This window comes from Rhizobium acidisoli (assembly GCF_002531755.2).
Classification (GTDB): Bacteria; Pseudomonadota; Alphaproteobacteria; order Rhizobiales; family Rhizobiaceae; genus Rhizobium; species Rhizobium acidisoli.
The window spans coordinates 318,783-335,209 of record NZ_CP034998.1; the positions used below are offsets into that span (position 1 = coordinate 318,783).

Annotated in this window: 19 protein-coding genes; 13 read left to right on the forward strand and 6 right to left on the reverse strand. The window is 61.1% G+C overall.

Going from position 1 to position 16,427, the window contains the following annotated elements:
• Positions 1–5: 5 nt before the first annotated feature.
• From flhB to motA, 5 genes are all read right to left on the reverse strand, one after another.
• Entirely contained in the window at positions 6–1,085 is a 1,080-nt protein-coding gene (gene flhB, locus CO657_RS01620; protein ID WP_054183728.1) for a flagellar biosynthesis protein FlhB, read from the reverse strand.
• A 231-nt stretch (positions 1,086–1,316) separates the two neighbouring features.
• Positions 1,317–2,357, reverse strand: a complete 1,041-nt coding sequence (gene fliG / locus CO657_RS01625) for a flagellar motor switch protein FliG (protein WP_003588564.1) — start codon at positions 2,355–2,357, stop codon at positions 1,317–1,319.
• A 28-nt stretch (positions 2,358–2,385) separates the two neighbouring features.
• Positions 2,386–2,973, reverse strand: a complete 588-nt coding sequence (gene fliN / locus CO657_RS01630; RefSeq protein ID WP_054183727.1) for a flagellar motor switch protein FliN — start codon at positions 2,971–2,973, stop codon at positions 2,386–2,388.
• Positions 2,974–3,038: 65 nt separating this feature from the next.
• On the reverse strand, positions 3,039–3,989 hold the full coding sequence (locus CO657_RS01635) for a FliM/FliN family flagellar motor switch protein (protein ID WP_054183726.1): 951 nt from the start codon (positions 3,987–3,989) through the stop codon (positions 3,039–3,041).
• On the reverse strand, positions 3,990–4,862 hold the full coding sequence (gene motA / locus CO657_RS01640; protein ID WP_037073310.1) for a flagellar motor stator protein MotA: 873 nt from the start codon (positions 4,860–4,862) through the stop codon (positions 3,990–3,992).
• A gap of 255 nt (positions 4,863–5,117) precedes the next feature.
• Here motA and flgF point away from each other — a divergent pair, with 255 nt between their 5' ends.
• From flgF to fliP, 13 genes are all read left to right on the forward strand, one after another.
• Complete coding sequence (flgF, locus tag CO657_RS01645; RefSeq protein WP_003588556.1) at positions 5,118–5,852, forward strand: flagellar basal-body rod protein FlgF; 735 nt, start codon at positions 5,118–5,120, stop codon at positions 5,850–5,852.
• Positions 5,853–5,947: 95 nt separating this feature from the next.
• A complete protein-coding gene (gene fliI / locus CO657_RS01650) occupies positions 5,948–7,345 on the forward strand; it encodes a flagellar protein export ATPase FliI (RefSeq protein WP_054183725.1) in 1,398 nt (465 codons plus the stop codon).
• 2 nt (positions 7,346–7,347) lie between these two features.
• Entirely contained in the window at positions 7,348–7,890 is a 543-nt protein-coding gene (locus tag CO657_RS01655) for a hypothetical protein (RefSeq protein WP_003588553.1), read from the forward strand.
• 167 nt (positions 7,891–8,057) lie between these two features.
• On the forward strand, positions 8,058–8,450 hold the full coding sequence (gene flgB, locus CO657_RS01660) for a flagellar basal body rod protein FlgB (RefSeq protein ID WP_003588551.1): 393 nt from the start codon (positions 8,058–8,060) through the stop codon (positions 8,448–8,450).
• 5 nt (positions 8,451–8,455) lie between these two features.
• Entirely contained in the window at positions 8,456–8,872 is a 417-nt protein-coding gene (flgC, locus tag CO657_RS01665) for a flagellar basal body rod protein FlgC (RefSeq protein ID WP_003570338.1), read from the forward strand.
• A 2-nt stretch (positions 8,873–8,874) separates the two neighbouring features.
• Entirely contained in the window at positions 8,875–9,216 is a 342-nt protein-coding gene (gene fliE, locus CO657_RS01670; RefSeq protein ID WP_003588549.1) for a flagellar hook-basal body complex protein FliE, read from the forward strand.
• A 19-nt stretch (positions 9,217–9,235) separates the two neighbouring features.
• Positions 9,236–10,024 (forward strand): flagellar basal-body rod protein FlgG, encoded by a 789-nt coding sequence (gene flgG / locus CO657_RS01675; RefSeq protein WP_054183724.1) that lies wholly within the window; start codon positions 9,236–9,238, stop codon positions 10,022–10,024.
• A 16-nt stretch (positions 10,025–10,040) separates the two neighbouring features.
• Positions 10,041–10,523, forward strand: coding sequence for a flagellar basal body P-ring formation chaperone FlgA (gene flgA / locus CO657_RS01680; protein WP_054183723.1), 483 nt, complete (start codon positions 10,041–10,043; stop codon positions 10,521–10,523).
• Complete coding sequence (locus CO657_RS01685; RefSeq protein ID WP_054183722.1) at positions 10,520–11,641, forward strand: flagellar basal body P-ring protein FlgI; 1,122 nt, start codon at positions 10,520–10,522, stop codon at positions 11,639–11,641. The genes flgA and CO657_RS01685 overlap by 4 nt, the downstream gene beginning before the upstream one ends.
• Positions 11,638–12,177 (forward strand): MotE family protein, encoded by a 540-nt coding sequence (locus CO657_RS01690; RefSeq protein WP_054183721.1) that lies wholly within the window; start codon positions 11,638–11,640, stop codon positions 12,175–12,177. Before CO657_RS01685 ends, CO657_RS01690 begins: the two co-directional genes overlap by 4 nt.
• Positions 12,174–12,890 (forward strand): flagellar basal body L-ring protein FlgH, encoded by a 717-nt coding sequence (flgH, locus tag CO657_RS01695; protein WP_054183720.1) that lies wholly within the window; start codon positions 12,174–12,176, stop codon positions 12,888–12,890. Before CO657_RS01690 ends, flgH begins: the two co-directional genes overlap by 4 nt.
• Positions 12,891–12,902: 12 nt before the next feature.
• Positions 12,903–13,409 carry a flagellar basal body-associated FliL family protein gene (locus CO657_RS01700; RefSeq protein WP_003588537.1) on the forward strand — a complete coding sequence of 169 codons (507 nt, stop codon included), beginning with the start codon at positions 12,903–12,905 and terminating at the stop codon, positions 13,407–13,409.
• Complete coding sequence (gene fliP, locus CO657_RS01705; RefSeq protein ID WP_054183719.1) at positions 13,406–14,143, forward strand: flagellar type III secretion system pore protein FliP; 738 nt, start codon at positions 13,406–13,408, stop codon at positions 14,141–14,143. The genes CO657_RS01700 and fliP overlap by 4 nt, the downstream gene beginning before the upstream one ends.
• 105 nt (positions 14,144–14,248) lie before the next feature.
• On the opposite strand, the gene CO657_RS01710 is transcribed toward fliP, so the two are convergent.
• Positions 14,249–16,222: an O-linked N-acetylglucosamine transferase, SPINDLY family protein gene (locus CO657_RS01710; protein WP_054183718.1), complete on the reverse strand. Its 1,974-nt coding sequence runs from the start codon at positions 16,220–16,222 to the stop codon at positions 14,249–14,251.
• Positions 16,223–16,427: the final 205 nt, after the last annotated feature.

Genomic DNA, 16,427 nt, shown 5'->3' on the forward strand with positions numbered 1-16,427 from the left:
TCGGCTTATCTTACCCGTTTGTTCTTGGCGTCTGCGGCGTAAACCCGGTGGATCAGCTCCGCAACGGCCTTATAGAAGACTGACGGGATGACAGTATCGACCGAGACTTGCGCAAACATGGAGCGCGCAAGCGGCGGATCCTCGAACACCGGGATGCCGTTTTTCTCGGCAATCTCCCTGATTTTGAGCGCAATGAGGTCCTGGCCCTTGGCCAGCACCACCGGCGCGTCGTTTTCTTCGCGCGCGTAGCGCAGCGCCACCGCATAGTGCGTCGGGTTGGCGATGACGAGCGTCGCCCGGTGCACATTCGAGATCATGCGCCGGCGCGCGCGGTCGCGCATCAGCGAGCGCTGGCGGCCCTTGACGAAGGGGTCGCCCTGCGCCTGCTTGTTTTCTTCCTTGATCTCGTGCCGCGTCATCTTCAGCTCGGTGAACCAGTGATGACGCGTCCAGAAGACATCGACGATCGCCACGATCGCGGTGGCGATCAGCACGACGATGATGATCTTGCGCATCGCCGTCGAGATCCGCACCAGGATCGTCTGCGGATCGGAGAACATTGCGTCGATCGAGCTGAAATATTCGCTCCTCAGCACGAAAAACAGGATGACCCCGACGACGACGACCTTGAACAGCGATTTTCCGAACTCGATGAGGCCCGGCAGGCTGAAGAGCCGTTCCCAGCCTTTAACGGGAGAGATGCGCGAGGCCTGCGGCCGGATGCGTTCGAGCACCGGCGTCGGCAGGTTCTGGAAGATGGAGGAGGCGATGCCGAACACCATGAACAGGATGAAAGCCGGCGCCAGCAGCGCCGCAGTGGCCCAGCCGAGCTTAACGAACAGCGAAAGGACGTCAGGCCCGGTCTCGATCTTCCATTGGTCGGGCTGATCGAAGATGTCGCGCAGCGTTTCAGCCATCCGCCCGACGCTGTCGGGGAGGAAGAACACCAGGTAGATATAGGTGGCAAGGATGGTCGCGAAGATCGACAGTTCGCGCGAAAACGGCACGTTGCCTTTCTCGGCGGCGTCGGTTTGCTTTTTCGCGGTCGGGGCTTCTGTTTTGCTGTCCTTGTCATCATCTGCCAAGTCGCGGCCCTCCGTCAAAGATATAGAGCGCAGCTAATGCATGTCGCCCAAACACGTGCAGCGGTTTTGGATGACGACATGCGTCAAAACAAAGAGCTAAAGCGCGTCGCGGAAACCGGGTTCCTGCGACGCGCTTTAGAGCGCGGCCTATTGTTGGAAGGGTAGTCGCCTGTGGCATGGCGATCAACAGCCGCCTTGCGGGCGGCTGGATTTGTTAACAGTCTCGCAGGATCAGGCGGCTGCCGAAGCGTCGCCTTCTTTTTCCTTGAGTTCGATCTGGCCAGAATTGGCCAGGCGAATCGCTTCCTGCGCCACGGCGCGCCGGGCAATGGCGATCTCGCGCGGATTGACGCCGCCCATGCCGCTCTGCAGATCCGATTCGATCATGCGGCGCTGGCGCGGGCTGATGGCGGAGAGAACCGATTCGCGGATCTCGGGCGGCGAACCGCGCAGGGAGACGGTGAGCACATCCGTCGAGATGTCGTTGAGCAGCAGGACACGGCTGCGCTGCGGCATGTACATGAGGTCCTCGAACAGGAAGATCTTCGGGCGGACCTTGTTGACGGATTCGCGGCTGATCGATTCGAGCGAGGTAAGCAGCGTGTCGACCTGCGGCTTGTCGAGCTCGTTCATCAGATCGGCGACCTTCGTCGAGCCGGCGGCATTGCGCTCTGCCTCGACCTCGGCAAGCAGCGTCATGACCTGGTTCTCGATGATCTGCGCAGCCTTCGGGCTGACGGTCTTCATATTGACGGTTCGGTTCATGATGTCGGCGCGGCGGTTGTCGGGAAGCTGCAGCAGCACCTTGGCGCCGAAGTTGGAAGGCATCATCGACAGAATATAAGCAACGGTCTGCGGATGTTCGCGCAGCAGGAACTGGGCGATGAATGTCGGCTCCGCCTCGCTGAGGCGATCCCAGATCGAGGTTTCGTAGGCCTGGAACGCCGTGCGGCGGCCGAGCAGGCTGTCGACCTCGTCAGGCGTCAGGCCTTCTTCCAGAATGGCTTCGATCGCCTTGGCGTTGTCCATCAGTCCGGCGCCCTCGGTGAAGAGGTCTTCGAACTCGGAGACGAGCATCAACAGCTCGTCCGGCGGAATGGCGCGCAGCGACTGGGCGGATGAGATAATGGTCTGCAATTCGGCCTGGGTGAAATATTTCAACAGCCGGCCGGCGACGCCCTTTCCCATAGCGAGAAGAACAGCCGCCGCCTTTTCAGCCTGGGTCAACGGTTTCCCGGCTAGCGCGCCGCCGAAATCGTCAAAGTCCATCATGGTCTAACCTCTCCGTCCCACACAGGGATCAGGCTTTTTTCGTACTCAAAACTTCTATCAGTTTCACACCGAATCGGGTGTCGTCGTTATCAAGCACCGTAATCTCGCCGCGGGCAATCCTGCGGCCGTTCACCATGATCTCGACCGGCTCGCCGATTTTCTTGTCGAGGGCGATCGTCGCCCCTTCATTGAGGTTCATCAGGCCGGAGACCTGCATGCGGCTGGTGCCGAGCATGATCTGGACATCGATCGGAATGTCCATGATCAGTTCGAAATTGGAATTCAAGGCGCTGCCGAGCGGAGCCGGCGACGCATCGAAAGAAGGGGTGCTGCCGAAATCCATGCCGGCAGCCGCGCCGGCATTGCCGGCACCGAAATCGCCGCCGAAATCGTCGCCGCCGAACGGGCTGTCCGAAATCTCGCCGCCGAAAGCCGCCAGATCGGTTCCTGCTGCGAAGGCGTCGTTCTGCAGGTCGTCGCCAAACTGCGGCAGGTCGCCATCGGCATCCTGCTTCAGCACGCCGCGCAGATCGTCGATCGCCTGATCGAGATCCGCTTCGCTGCCCGGCATATCCAGGGAGAGGTCGCTGTTCTGCTGTGTTTTCTTCGTAGCCATGAAATCACTATTCCAGTTGAAACTTGCCTCAAACTGCCTTTGCAGCCCGAAAGCCAGAGAACCGATTAATTCATTAAATGACGGATGAGTTCGTCATCCGAGTTCATCGTATCCTTGACGCGGACCATGTAGTTTTCGCCTGAACGCCCGAACTCGCACACATACAATTCCTTGCTGTTGGCGCTGACCTCGACGCGCACGTCGCCATGGTCACGGAAAGGAATGACGTCGCCAACCATCAGCTTCGAGATCGTGCGCAATGTCAGGTCCTGCAGCCTGATCTTGGCCTCGAGCGTGACATGCGAGCGGCGAACCTGGTCGCCGAGCTGTTCGGTCCATTCCGCTGAGCTGCCGCCGGACTGGCGCTTCGGCTTCGGCGGCGTCACCTTGGTCTTCAACAGCGCCGTCTGCGGAACCATCAACGAAAATTCCGACACGATGCCGGCAAGCGTGATCGACATATTGATGGCGGCGGCGAATTCGTCCGGGCGGTCTTCCGGCGGCCGGGCGCGCATCTCAAGGGCGTGTGGGACCGAGAGGCTCGGTTCGAAGCCGCCGGGTGCGTTGACGGCCGAGCGCAGCACCTTGGCGATCTTGTCGAAAACCATCACCGCCAGGTCCGTCTCGATGATCGACAGCAGCCGGTCGGCAGGCTCCTCGATCGTATCGGCGGTGGCGCCGAGCAGGTGCTCCATCAGCGTAATGACGAAACCGTTGCCGCAGGCAATCGTGATGTTCTGCGACCAGTTGCGCAAGGTCGCATCGACGAGCGTGACGTTCGAGCTCAGGTCGTCGATCAGATGGTTCTTGTAGCCGATTTCGCAGCCGAGATAGTTGACCGTCACCTCGAGGCCGGTCTCGCTCTTGATGACGTCGGGAAAGAATTCGCTGTAGATTTCCCCGAAGGAGCTGCAGATCTTGGCGACCCTGCCTTTGTCGCCGAGCCCGCCGGTCAGCTTGGCGAGAAGGGCAGGATCCATTGCCGGTTTGTCGTGCGAAGCATTGCTCATGGTCATTTAAGCCGCCTTGTTTTCGCCGCCTGGGTTCATCATTTCCTGTTCGACCGCATCGATGGACGGGCGCTCGTAAGCCGAGATCGTCTTGCGGCCGTATTCGAGAGCGACTTGCGGCACCGAGCCGTTCATGTAGGCAAGCAGCGTCTGCTTGACGATGACGTAAAGGCGGTGCTGCTTGTTGCGCACGATCTTGATCTGGGAGACCAGCGGCGAGCAGACGCAGTAGGACAAGAGGATGCCGAGGAAGGTGCCGACCAGCGCCGAGCCGATCAGGTGGCCGAGCACTTCGGGCGAATCGTTGATATGGGCCATCGCCTTGATGACGCCGAGAACCGCCGCGACGATACCGATCGCCGGGAAGGAATCGCCCATGATCTGGATCGCGTAGTAGGGCTTCATCTTGTCGTGCATGATGGTGTTGAGCTCTTCGTCCATCAGCGCTTCGATTTCGTGGCTGCGGGCGTTGCCGATGATGATCAGGCGCACATAGTCACAGATGAAGGCCGTCAGTTCCTTGTTCTTCAGAATGGTTGGGGCCGACTGGAAGATCGTCGATTCTGCCGGATTGTCGATATGGGCTTCGATTTCGTTACGCGACTTGGTGCGCAGGTCGCGCATCAAGGAATAGAGCACGCCGAGCGTATCGAGATAATTGCGTTCCTTCGGCACGGCGTGCTTGAAGGCTTCGCCGAGCGCCTTGCCGGAATCCTTCACCACCTTCATCGGGTTCGCCATGATGAAGCTGCCGAGACCGGCGCCGCCGATGATCACGAATTCGAAGGGCTGGAACAGCGCGTCCACGTGGCCGCCCATTGCCATGAAGCTGCCGATGACACAGCCGCAAGTCACTATAAATCCGATAATGATATTCATCGTCAGCCCAATCTGAACGTTACTTTTCTCTAAGACGGTTAGGGTTTCTGCCTTGCGTGAGGCTGATGAACGGGCCCGCGCGCCAAGCATTTCCGCGTGCCAGCTTCGCGCAAGCATCTGGCGTCAGTCTTAAGGAGACGAATGGGTGCCCGCACCCGTTTCTGAGATGCCGCCTCAGCGAAATCCCGGCCGAACCTCATAAGACGACGCCCGGCTTTTCGTTCCGTTCATCGCCAATGCTTGGAGCCTACCGACATGCAATCCGGTCTTTATGTTTCTCTGTCGTCGCAGATGGCTCTCGAAAAGCGCCTGAACACCATCGCAGACAACATGGCGAACGTGAACACGACCGGTTTTCGCGCCACCGAGGTGAAGTTCGACGAGATGGTGGCGGCGACCAAGAACAAGCTGAACACCAAGGTCGCCTTCGTTTCCCAGGGCAATGACTATCTGAACGAGTCGAACGGCGAGCTGCAGCACACCGGCAACATGCTTGATTTCGCCATCAAGGGCGATGCGTGGTTCTCGCTCGATACGCCCGCCGGCCGGGTGCTGACGAGGGACGGCCGCTTCACCCTCAAGGATACCGGCGAACTGGTCTCGATCCGCGGATATCCCGTTCTCGACGCCGGCGGCGCACCGATCCAGCTCAACTCCAAAGGCGGCGAGCCGGCCGTCGGCACCGACGGCATCATCTATCAGGGTGACCGCCAGGTCGGTTCACTCGGGCTGTTCGAGGCGGATATCAGCAAGGGTTACCTGCGCTACGAAAACAGCGGCATCATGACCACCGACCAGCCGCGCGCCGTCGTCGACCGCTTCAATGTCGGTGTCGAGCAGGGTTATCTCGAAAACTCCAATGTCAACGCCATGCGCGAGATCACCCAGCTGATCGAAGTCAACCGCGCCTTCGAAAGCGTCTCGTCGCTGATGCGCGACAGCGAGGATTCCTTCAAGGAAGCCGTCCAGACGCTTGGAGGTAGCCGCTAATGCATGTCGCCCAAAAGTGTGCAGCGGTTTTGGGAGGACGACATGCATAAGAACAGAGACCGAAAATGCGTCGCATTTGCGGGTGGGATTGAAGAATGAGCACCACGCTGCTGTCCGAGGACGGTCTTTCCCCGAAGCTGGCGCATCTGGCTGGCCTCGTCGACCGATACGCATCGCCGGAGTTTTCGGTTGCCCATGGCGGTCGCGTGCAGACCATCGCTGCCGGTCACTACACGGTTCGCGGTCTCTCCCGCCATGTTCGCCTCGGCGAGTTCGTCGCCCATAAATCGGCAACCGGCATCCATTTGGGCGAGGTCGTTCGCGTCGAGCCGGATCTGATCTATGTCTGCCCGATCGAACCAGGCGAGCCGATCGGCATCCACGATACGGTCATCCGCAAGGGCGCCTTCCGCATCTCGCCGTCGGACAACTGGTGCGGGCGCACCGTCAACTCGCTCTGCGAGCCGATCGACGGCCTCGGCCCGATCGCCGAGGGCCTCGACCGCCGCTCGATCTCCAATACCGCGCCGCCCTCGATGACCCGCAAGCGTGTCGAGGCCGGCTTCAAGACCGGCGTACGCGCCATCGACATCTTCTCGCCGCTCTGCCTCGGGCAGCGTCTCGGCATCTTCGCCGGCTCCGGCGTCGGCAAGTCGACGCTGCTGTCCATGCTCGCCCGCGCCGATGCCTTCGACAAGGTCGTCATTGCGCTTGTCGGCGAACGGGGCCGCGAGGTGCGCGAATTCATCGAGGATACGCTCGGCAGCAACATGAAGAAGGCGATAGCCGTCGTCGCCACCAGCGACGAGAGCCCGATGCTGCGCAAGATGGCGCCGCTGACGGCGGTCACCATCGCCGAGCATTTCCGCGACAAGGGTGAGAACGTCCTGTTCATCGTCGACAGCGTCACGCGTTTCGCCCATGCGATCCGCGAGGTGGCGACCGCCTCCGGCGAGCCGCCGATCGCCCGCGGCTACCCGGCTTCCGTCTTCACCGAGCTGCCGCGCCTGTTGGAGCGCGCCGGTCCCGGCCCCGAGGGCGCCGGCACCATCACCGCGATCATCTCGATCCTCGTCGACGGCGATAACCACAACGACCCGATCGCCGATTCTACGCGCGGCATTCTCGATGGTCATATCGTCCTGCAGCGCAGCCTTGCCGAAGAAGGGCGTTATCCGCCGATCGATCCGCTCGCCTCGATCTCTCGTCTTGCCCGCAAGGCCTGGACGCCGGACCAGGAAAAGCTGGTGTCGCGGCTGAAAGTGCTGATCCACCGCTTCGAGGAAACGCGCGACCTGCGCCTGATCGGCGGTTACCGCCAGGGAGCCGATCCCGATCTCGACATGGCGGTCAAGCAGGTGCCGATCATTTACGACGTCCTGAAACAGTCGCCGGGCGATCGCAACTCGCCCGATGCCTTTGCCGATCTCGCCGGCGCCCTCAAGGCTGCAGCCGGTGTCGGCAATCAGGGCGGAGCCATCCAGAGGAGATAGATGTGGCTGAATTCGACGACGAACGCATCGCTTCCCCGAAGCAGCGCGGGAAGGCCGCCCGCCTGGATCGGTTTCTGACCTTTGCCGGCCTGGCGCTTGCCGGCGCCTCCGCGTTCTTTCCCTGGTATGTTTTCTTCAACGAAGACAAATTCGGCATCAATATCGCCGCCAGCGACAATTCCCGCGAGCTGCCGGATTGGCCGGCTCGTAACGTCTTCAGCGTCTCGCCGCTTGCCATGGTCAACAAGAACGAGCCGGACAAGAAGGCGCCGCCGATCGATCCGCTGACGACGGCGACGGTCTCCGACCTCGGCAAGGAGCGCGAGGGCCGCCCCATCCTGGAGGATCAGCCCTTCCCCGGCAAGTCGTCCTTCCGCCTGCTGCACGTCTCCAATGGTCGGGCGCTGATCGAGGACACCTCCGGCATGTATGTGGTGCGCGTCGGCTCGATCTTGCCGGATCAGAGCCGCCTTGCGACAATCGAACAGCGCGAGGGCAAGTGGATGATCGTCACCTCCAAGGGTGAGACCTACCAGAACAACTGAACCTGTCGGTCAACGCCTGAGGCAAGAGAGGCTCCGCCGCGAACCGGCCGGGGCCTCGGTTTTTTTGGGGCGCGGCGCTCCCCGAAAAGCGCCTTGAAACCTGAATTCCCGTAAGTCCCACGCAAGATTACCGCAATAGGTTCGGGACAGTAAAAACGGAGAGTCTCATGCAACCGATCCAACTTTTCGACTTGGCTTCGCGACAGGCGGAATGGCTGACGATCCGTCAGCAGGTTGTTGCCGGCAACATCGCGAATGCCAATACCCCGAAGTTCCGCGCCAAGGACGTCACGCCCTTCGATGCCGTGCTCGACAAATCAGACATCACCATGGCGCGCACCAATCCGGCGCATCTCAGCGGCAATGATTTCAGCGCCAGCGGCGATATCGACGTCAAGGACGCCTCACTCGACCAGGAAATCGGCGTCCAGGAATCCGGTAACACGGTCGGTCTGGCCGAGGAGCTCTCCAAGTCCGGCGATATCAAGCGTCAGTACGATCTCAACACCTCGCTGGTCAGTTCCTTCAACCGCATGATGCTGATGACCGTCAGGAAGTAAAAGTCATGGATCCGCTTTCAGCAGCAATGAAAATCGCCGGTTCCGGGCTCGAGGCGCAGTCGACGCGCCTGCGCATCGTTTCGGAAAACATCGCCAACGCCCGCTCGACCGGCGACACACCCGGTGCCGATCCCTATCGCCGCAAGACGATCACCTTCGGCCAGCAGATGGATCGTGTGAGCGGTGTCGAGACGGTCGACGTCAAGAAGGTCGGCGTCGACGAAGGCGACTTCAGCACCGAATTCGACCCCAGCAATCCGGCTGCGGACCAGAAGGGCGTCGTCAAGCTGCCGAACGTCAACATTCTGGTCGAGATGGCCGACATGCGCGAAGCCAACCGCTCGTACGACGCCAATCTGCAGACCATCAAGCAGACCCGCGATCTCATCTCCTCCACGATCGATCTCCTGAAGAGCCAATAATTATGATCAGCAGCGTCCAGAATGTCAGCAACCTTTCGATGACTCGTGCGCTTGGCGCCGTCGACACCGAAAATTCGGCCTCGTCGTCTGCCGCCACCATGCCGGGCACCGCAGGTGCGGCCAATAATATGAGCTTCGCCTCGGTCATGGGCAACATGGCGAGCGACGCGGTCAGCAGCCTGAAGGGCGCGGAAAGCATGTCCTTTGCCGGGATCAAAGGCACGGCGACGACGCGTGAAGTCGTCGATTCCATGCTCCAGGCCGAGCAGACGCTGCAGACGGCGATCGCCATCCGCGACAAGGTCGTCTCGGCCTTTCTCGAAGTCACCAAGATGCAGATGTAACTGATTTGAGGACGAACACATGAGAGCGCTCGCCATTGCGGCAACGGGCATGGATGCCCAGCAGACCAATCTCGAAGTCATCGCGAACAATATCGCCAACATCAATACGACCGGTTTCAAGCGCGCCCGCGCCGAATTCTCCGATCTTCTCTACCAGACCGAACGCGCCAAGGGTGTCGCCAACCGCGCCAACCAGGCTGTCGTTCCGGAAGGTGCCAATATCGGCCTCGGCGTCCAGACCTCGGCGGTCCGCAACCTGCATCTCCAGGGCGAACTGACCCAGACCGGCAACGACCTCGACGTGGCGCTGATCGGCAAGGGCTTCTTTCAGATCCAGTCGACCGATGGGACGACGCTTTACTCTCGCGCCGGCGCCTTCAACAAGAACGACCAGGGCCAGCTCGTCACCATTGACGGCTACGAGGTTCTGCCGGGCATCACCATTCCGACAGGTTCGACCGAGCTGACGATCAGTCGCTCGGGCGAGGTCTCGGCCAAATTGCCGGGTGCGACGGATGCGACCGTCCTCGGGCAGTTGACGCTTGCCGATTTCGTCAACGAGGCTGGTCTCCAGCCGCTCGGCGATAATCTCTTCCAGGAAACGGCAGCCTCCGGCGAAGCCGTCGTCGGCAATCCTGACGAGGAAGGTTTCGCCTACATGAAGCAGGGTTATCTGGAATCCTCGAACGTCGACCCGGTGAAGGAAATCACCGAGCTGATCTCGGCCCAGCGCGCTTACGAAATGAATTCCAAGGTGATCACCACCGCTGATGAAATGGCCTCCATCGTCAGCAAGAACCTGAAGTAAAGGGAAGGGCCGAAACATGATGTTTTGCCGGGCAGGACACATCTCAGGATGGGTGGCGGCAGCCACGATCGCAGTCGCGGGCATTTTCTTGCCCGCGGACGCGGATGCCGGCATGGGTTATGCCGTCGTCCCGACGACGATCATCTACCCCGGCGACACATTGTCGGCCAGCCAGCTTCAGGAGGTCGAGGTCACCAACCCCAACCTTTCCGGCGATTTCGCCAAATCCATCTCCCAGGTCGAAGGCCTGGTCTCCAAGCGCACGCTTTTGCCGGGCCGCACGATTTCGGTTTCAGGTCTGCGTGAGCCCTATACGGTGACCCGCGGTTCTTCGATCCGCCTTATCTTCTCGCTCGGTGCGATGACCATCTCAGCCGCCGGCTCGCCGCTCGAAGACGGCGCCACAGGGCAGCTGATCCGCGCGCGCAATATGGATTCCGGCGTCATCGTCAGCGGCACGGTGCTTGCGGACGGCACGGTCCATGTGAGGGCAAAATGAAATTGTTCTTCCGGTTTCTGACCCTTGTCGCGGTGCTCGCCATGAGCCTCGTCGACGTCGCGCCCGCCTGGGCGCTGACCTCCCGCATCAAGGATATCGCCTCGCTTCAGGCCGGCCGCGACAACCAGCTGATCGGCTACGGCCTGATCGTCGGGCTGCAGGGAACCGGTGACGGCTTCCGTGCTTCGCCTTTCACCGAGCAATCGATGCGGGCTATGCTGCAGAATCTCGGCATCTCGACGCAGGGCGGCCAGTCCAACGCCAAGAACACCGCGGCCGTCATGGTCACCGCCAACCTGCCGCCCTTCGCAAGCCCCGGCAGCCGCATCGACGTAACGGTAAGCTCGCTCGGCGACGCAACATCGCTGCGTGGCGGAACATTGGTCATGACTTCGCTTTCCGGCGCCGACGGCCAGATCTACGCGGTCGCCCAGGGCGCTGCCATCGTCACCGGCTTCCAGGCCCAGGGCCAGGCGGCGACCGTGACCGAAGGTGTGACCACCGCCGGCCGCGTGCCCGGCGGCGCGATCATCGAACGTGAACTGCCGTCCCGGTTCAAGGACTCGGTCAATCTCGTCCTGCAGCTGCGCAACCCCGACTTCTCGACGGCGATCCGGATCGCCGACATCGTCAATGGTTATGCCTCGGCACGTTTCGGCGGCCCGGTCGCGGAAGCCAAGGATTCGCAGGAAGTGGTGATCCAGAAGCCGCGCACGGCCGATCTCACCCGGTTGATGGCCGACATCGAAAATCTCATCGTCGAAACCGATACGCCGGCCAAGGTTGTCATCAACGAACGTACCGGAACGATCGTCATCGGCTCCGACGTCCGCGTCTCGCCGGTCGCCGTCAGCTACGGCACCCTGACGGTTCAGGTCACCGAGACGCCGCAGATCATCCAGCCCGAACCCTTCTCGCAGGGCCGCACGGCCGTCCAGCCGCAGACCGATATCGCGGCTGAGCAGACCGGCGGGCGCGTCGCCATCATCGACGGTCCCGACCTCAGGACCCTCGTTGCCGGCCTCAACAATATCGGCGTGAAACCGGATGGCATCATCGCCATTCTCCAGGGCATCAAGTCGGCGGGCGCCCTTCAGGCGGAGCTTGTGCTGCAATGATAAAGATCATCAAAGACATGACGGTCCTGCAATTGCTGCGCCGGCTGGCGCTGCCGGCAGCAGGCCTCGTCCTTCTGTCGATCCCGGGCGCCTTCGCGCAGGAGCATGCGCCGGCGGGCGACATCACCTCTGAGGACGAAGTCAAGCAGTTCTGCACCAACATCGCCGACCCCGCCCGCGACCAGCGTTACCTCCTGCAGAAGCAGGAACTGGAAAAGCTTCGCGCCGACATCGACGCCCGCATGGCGGAGATGGATAAGCGCAAGGCCGAGTACCAGGACTGGCTGAAGCGGCGCGACGATTTCCTGAAGCAGGCGGAAGCCGGCCTCACCGAGATCTACAAGAAGATGAAGCCGGATTCGGCCGCACTGCAGCTGCAGGACATGAAGATTGAGGTGGCCTCCGCCGTGATCATGCGGCTCGGACCGCGTCAGTCGAGCCTCATCCTCAACGAGATGGACCCGAAGAAGGCCGCGGCCATTGCCAGCGTCATCGCCAGTGCGTCCGATCCCAATACGTCGAAGGATCCTTCATGAATATGCGTTTCCCGGCCGCGATCGCCGCCCTCGCACTCCTTGCAGGTTGCCAGTCTCCGACGGCAGTCAGCGAGATCGGCCGCGCGCCCGCCATGAGCCCGATCGGCAGCGGTCTTGCCTACGGCCAGACGCCGCAGATGGCGCTTTATCCAAAGCAGCCGCGCGCCGTGGCGCAGGGTTATTCGCTGTGGAGCGATTCACAGGCGGCGCTCTTCAAGGATGCGCGCGCGCTCAATGTCGGCGACATCCTGACCGTCGACATCCAGATCAACGACAAGGGCTCGTTCGACAACGAGACCAACCGCAGCCGCAAGAATTCAAGTGGCATGAATTGGGACGTCAACGCCCAGATCTTCGGCTGGACGCCCGAGTCCAAGACTGACCTCACCTATGGTTCCGACACCAGCACCGACGGCAAGGGCAAGATCGAGCGCACCGACAAACTGACCCTTCTGGTTGCCGCCGTCGTCACCGGCATTCTCGAAAACGGCAACCTCGTCATCTCGGGCTCGCAGGAAGTCCGATTGAACCAGGAACTGCGTATCCTGAACGTTGCCGGTATCGTTCGCCCACAGGACGTCAATGCCGAAAACCAGATCTCCTACGACAAGATCGCCGAAGCCCGCATCTCCTACGGTGGCCGCGGCCGCCTGATGGAAATGCAGCAGCCTCCGCGCGGCCAGCAGGCCGTCGATCTTTTCTCGCCGCTTTGAGGCTGAACGACGATGGCAGAGCCAGACGCAAGCGCAGGTCAACCGAAGAAGAAATCCGGCACACTGATGACGATCATCGGCATCGCCGTCCTGACGCTGCTCGGCGCCGGCGGCGGCTGGGCGGTCGGCACGATCGTCGCGCCCAACATCAAAGGCGCCAAGGAGGCCGAGCAGGCCAAGGACGCCGAGGCCAAGAAAAAGGCCGAGGAAGGCCTGGCCCACATCTCGACGGAGGCCAACAACGTCGTCCAGCTCGAGCCGATCACGTCGAACCTCGCTTACCCCTCGGAAAACTGGGTCCGACTCGAGGTCGCGCTGCTGTTCAACGGGCCACCCGATGTCAAGGTTTCCGAGGATATTCACCAGGATATCCTCGCATATATCAGGACCGTTTCCCTGCAGCAGATCGAAGGGCCGCGGGGCTTTCAATATCTCAAGGATGACATACAGGAACGTGTTGACCTTCGCTCGCAAGGGCGGGTATCGAAGGTCATGTTCAGGACATTTGTCATCGAATGATTCGTCTCATAGTTTTCCTTGCCGCCATGATGGCGGTACCGGAACTGGCGGTGGCACAGCAGCTGCCGACTGACTTGTTGAACGTGCCGGTCGATGGCTCCGTCGCCGCCTGGATCATCCGCACATTCGGCCTGCTGACCATTCTCTCGGTCGCGCCGGGCATCCTGATCATGGTGACGAGCTTCCCGCGCTTCATCATCGCCTTCTCGATCCTGCGCTCGGGGATGGGCCTCTCCTCGACGCCCTCCAACATGATCCTCCTGTCGCTGTCGCTGTTCATGACCTTCTACGTCATGTCGCCGACCTTCGATCAGGCCTGGCAGAACGGCGTGCAGCCGCTGCTTGCCAACCAGATCAACGAGACCGAGGCCGTCCAGCGGATTGCCGAACCATTCCGCACCTTCATGGCCGCCAACACCCGCGACAAGGATCTGGCGCTTTTCGTCGATCTGGCGCGTGAGCGCGGCCAGAATATCCAGACCACCGATCCGATCGACTACCGCGTGCTGATCCCGGCCTTCATGATTTCGGAGATTCGCCGTGGCTTCGAGATCGGCTTCCTCGTCGTCCTGCCCTTCCTCGTCATCGACCTCATCGTCGCCACCATCACCATGGCGATGGGCATGATGATGCTGCCGCCGACCTCGATCTCGCTGCCGTTCAAGATTCTCTTCTTCGTGCTGATCGACGGCTGGAACCTGCTCGTCGGCAGTCTGGTGCGCTCGTTCAACTGACCAGCCGCCGCTCCTATCTGTGCCCGCCCCCTATCTTCGCCCAGGTCTTCGCCAACGAAAAACCCGCCGGATCGCTTCGGCGGGTTTTCGTGACGATTGAAAGGCTTACTCGGCGCCGAACGGCGCCGTTCGCGGCGGCAGCGCCGCAATGTCCATGTGCTCGGGTGCGAGACGCTGTTTGCCGCGCTCGGCCATGATTTCGTAGGCCTGCTCGAGATGATTGCAGAAACGTTCGGCATCGAAGAGCGGCGCGATATAGCGCTTCTCTTTCAGATGCGCCTTGTATTCGGCGATCCTTCCGGGGTTCTGCGCCAGTTCGACGGCCATATCTTCATAGGCCTGCAGGTCGCTTGCGACGAGGTCGGGCAGGTCGATGGCCCGCAGCAGGCTCTCGCTGACGCGTGAGGCGAAGTTGGTGCCTTTGAAGGTCAGAACCGGCAGGCCGCCCCAGAGCTGCTCCGAGGTGGTCGTGTGGCCGTTGACGGGGAAGGTATCGATGCCGAGGTCGGCCGCCTGCTGGCGGTCGATATGTTCTTCATAAGGCGCGCGCGGGCAGAAGATGATCCGCTTGGGCGAAATGCCTGCCGTCTGGAAGTGCTTCAACAGGTTCGCCTGGTTGCGCGGCGAATTCGCCATCAGCCAGAGCACGCTGTTCGGCGCCCGTTTGAGGATCCGGCACCAGCTGTTGACGACTTCAGGCGTGATCTTGCGGTTGCCGTTGAAGGAGGCGAAGATGAAGGCCTCTTCCGGCAGGCCGAGCTGCTCGCGGGTGACGGCGCGCGGCTTCGGGCGATGCATCGGGTCGTTCGGCTGATAGCTCTCCGGCAGTCGGCAGAATTTTTCGTGGTAGAACGGCTTTGCCACTTCGGGCAATACCGAGTGGTCGCCGATGACGTAATCGAGATCGATATTGACCGTGCTGCCGGGGAAGCCGAGCCAGCCGACGTGTACGGGCGCCAGCGGCAGGTTGAAGGCTGTCGCGCGACTGCCTGAAGTATGGCCCTTCAGGTCGACCATGATGTCGATATTATGCTCGCGCACGACTGCCAGCACCGCCTGGTCGGAGAAGCCGTGAACGTCGACGATCCGGCCCCAGCGGCTGCGGTCGGTAACGTTGTGCTTCAGGTATTCCGGACCCGTATGGCAGAACAACGTCACCTCGAACCGGTCCTTGTCATGCAGTTCCAGGATGCGCTGCAGGAGCTTCATCGTCGCATGGCGATCCCAGAAGTCCGACGACATGTAGCCGATCCGGATCTTGTCCGACCATGTGTGCGGCTGGTTGCGGCGGAAGGCCACCCGTTCCGGGTTGAGGGGGGTGGTGCCGATGGTGGCATACCGGTTGAAATCCTCGTTACCGCACCAGTGCAGATGATAGAACGGGTTGTCCTTGCGCAGGACCTCGACATCGCCCTTTGCGAGTGCGGCGTCGATCACCGCCTGATGTTTGCTGGCCTCTTCGAACTCATTGAATTCGCGGGCGAAAACCAGATGCAGGAAGCGGAATGCGAAATTGCCTGGAAACCGCTTGAAGATGTTGCGCGAGAGGCTCTGGTTGGTTGCGTCGTTCAGATCGTCGCTCAGTAGCAAGGCTGCCAGGCGCATATGATCGGGATTGGAGCTCTGTGACAGCACCGTCTTGAACGGGCGAATGATATCCCGCTGCTGGCGCTTCAGATAGATCGCAGTGATGATGAAGGCGAGTTCAGCGTCGTCCTGTGCCTTGGCGAGGTTTCGCATGGCGATCAGCAGAGCATCATCCTCATTGCCGATCTCATAATGCAGTTTGGCAGCCTGTTTCTGGTATTCGTAGGCATTCGGTCCTTCACAGTTGCCGGCCAGGCCGTAGGCTTTCGCGGCATCGGACTTGAAGCCGAGCTGCACGAGGTTCTTGGCCAGCAGCGCGTAGGTCTTGGCGTCCTGCTGGATATCCATGAGTTGGTTGAGCGTCGCCAAGGACTGTGTGTAGCGGCCCGCCTGGTAATCTCTGGATGCCGCAGAGAACGAAACTTTGCTGTTCAAAACCCAACTCCGTGAAGGAAATGTTCTGGCATGGCTGTCGATCGCCGACACACGCACGAGCCGTCCTCCCCGAAAACGGGGGATCGATCCGATGATGCTATCCCGGCGCCTGCCACATTGCCATTCGAAGCTTGCTTGAAACCGGTGCGCCTCGTGAAGGCGCTTCCTTTCATGAGAGAAAACGGTTTCTTTCCCGGTATGTTAGCATGCGAAGGAATAGATTCAGCCGGCATTAACTATGCGATGTAAGGAGCCGGCGCGG

Bases quoted from the DNA above. Each gene is read 5' to 3' on its own strand.
- CO657_RS01690 (WP_054183721.1), top strand. From the start codon at position 11,638: ATGATAAAGATCATCAAAGACATGACGGTCCTGCAATTGCTGCGCCGG.
- fliE (WP_003588549.1), top strand. From the start codon at position 8,875: ATGATCAGCAGCGTCCAGAATGTCAGCAACCTTTCGATGACTCGTGCG.
- fliP (WP_054183719.1), top strand. From the start codon at position 13,406: ATGATTCGTCTCATAGTTTTCCTTGCCGCCATGATGGCGGTACCGGAA.
- CO657_RS01635 (WP_054183726.1), bottom strand. From the start codon at position 3,989: ATGACCATGAGCAATGCTTCGCACGACAAACCGGCAATGGATCCTGCC.
- flgB (WP_003588551.1), top strand. From the start codon at position 8,058: ATGCAACCGATCCAACTTTTCGACTTGGCTTCGCGACAGGCGGAATGG.
- flgG (WP_054183724.1), top strand. From the start codon at position 9,236: ATGAGAGCGCTCGCCATTGCGGCAACGGGCATGGATGCCCAGCAGACC.
- motA (WP_037073310.1), bottom strand. From the start codon at position 4,862: ATGAATATCATTATCGGATTTATAGTGACTTGCGGCTGTGTCATCGGC.
- flgA (WP_054183723.1), top strand. From the start codon at position 10,041: ATGATGTTTTGCCGGGCAGGACACATCTCAGGATGGGTGGCGGCAGCC.
- fliN (WP_054183727.1), bottom strand. From the start codon at position 2,973: ATGGCTACGAAGAAAACACAGCAGAACAGCGACCTCTCCCTGGATATG.
- flgH (WP_054183720.1), top strand. From the start codon at position 12,174: ATGAATATGCGTTTCCCGGCCGCGATCGCCGCCCTCGCACTCCTTGCA.
- fliI (WP_054183725.1), top strand. From the start codon at position 5,948: ATGAGCACCACGCTGCTGTCCGAGGACGGTCTTTCCCCGAAGCTGGCG.
- fliG (WP_003588564.1), bottom strand. From the start codon at position 2,357: ATGATGGACTTTGACGATTTCGGCGGCGCGCTAGCCGGGAAACCGTTG.
- flgC (WP_003570338.1), top strand. From the start codon at position 8,456: ATGGATCCGCTTTCAGCAGCAATGAAAATCGCCGGTTCCGGGCTCGAG.
- flgF (WP_003588556.1), top strand. From the start codon at position 5,118: ATGCAATCCGGTCTTTATGTTTCTCTGTCGTCGCAGATGGCTCTCGAA.
- CO657_RS01685 (WP_054183722.1), top strand. From the start codon at position 10,520: ATGAAATTGTTCTTCCGGTTTCTGACCCTTGTCGCGGTGCTCGCCATG.
- CO657_RS01700 (WP_003588537.1), top strand. From the start codon at position 12,903: ATGGCAGAGCCAGACGCAAGCGCAGGTCAACCGAAGAAGAAATCCGGC.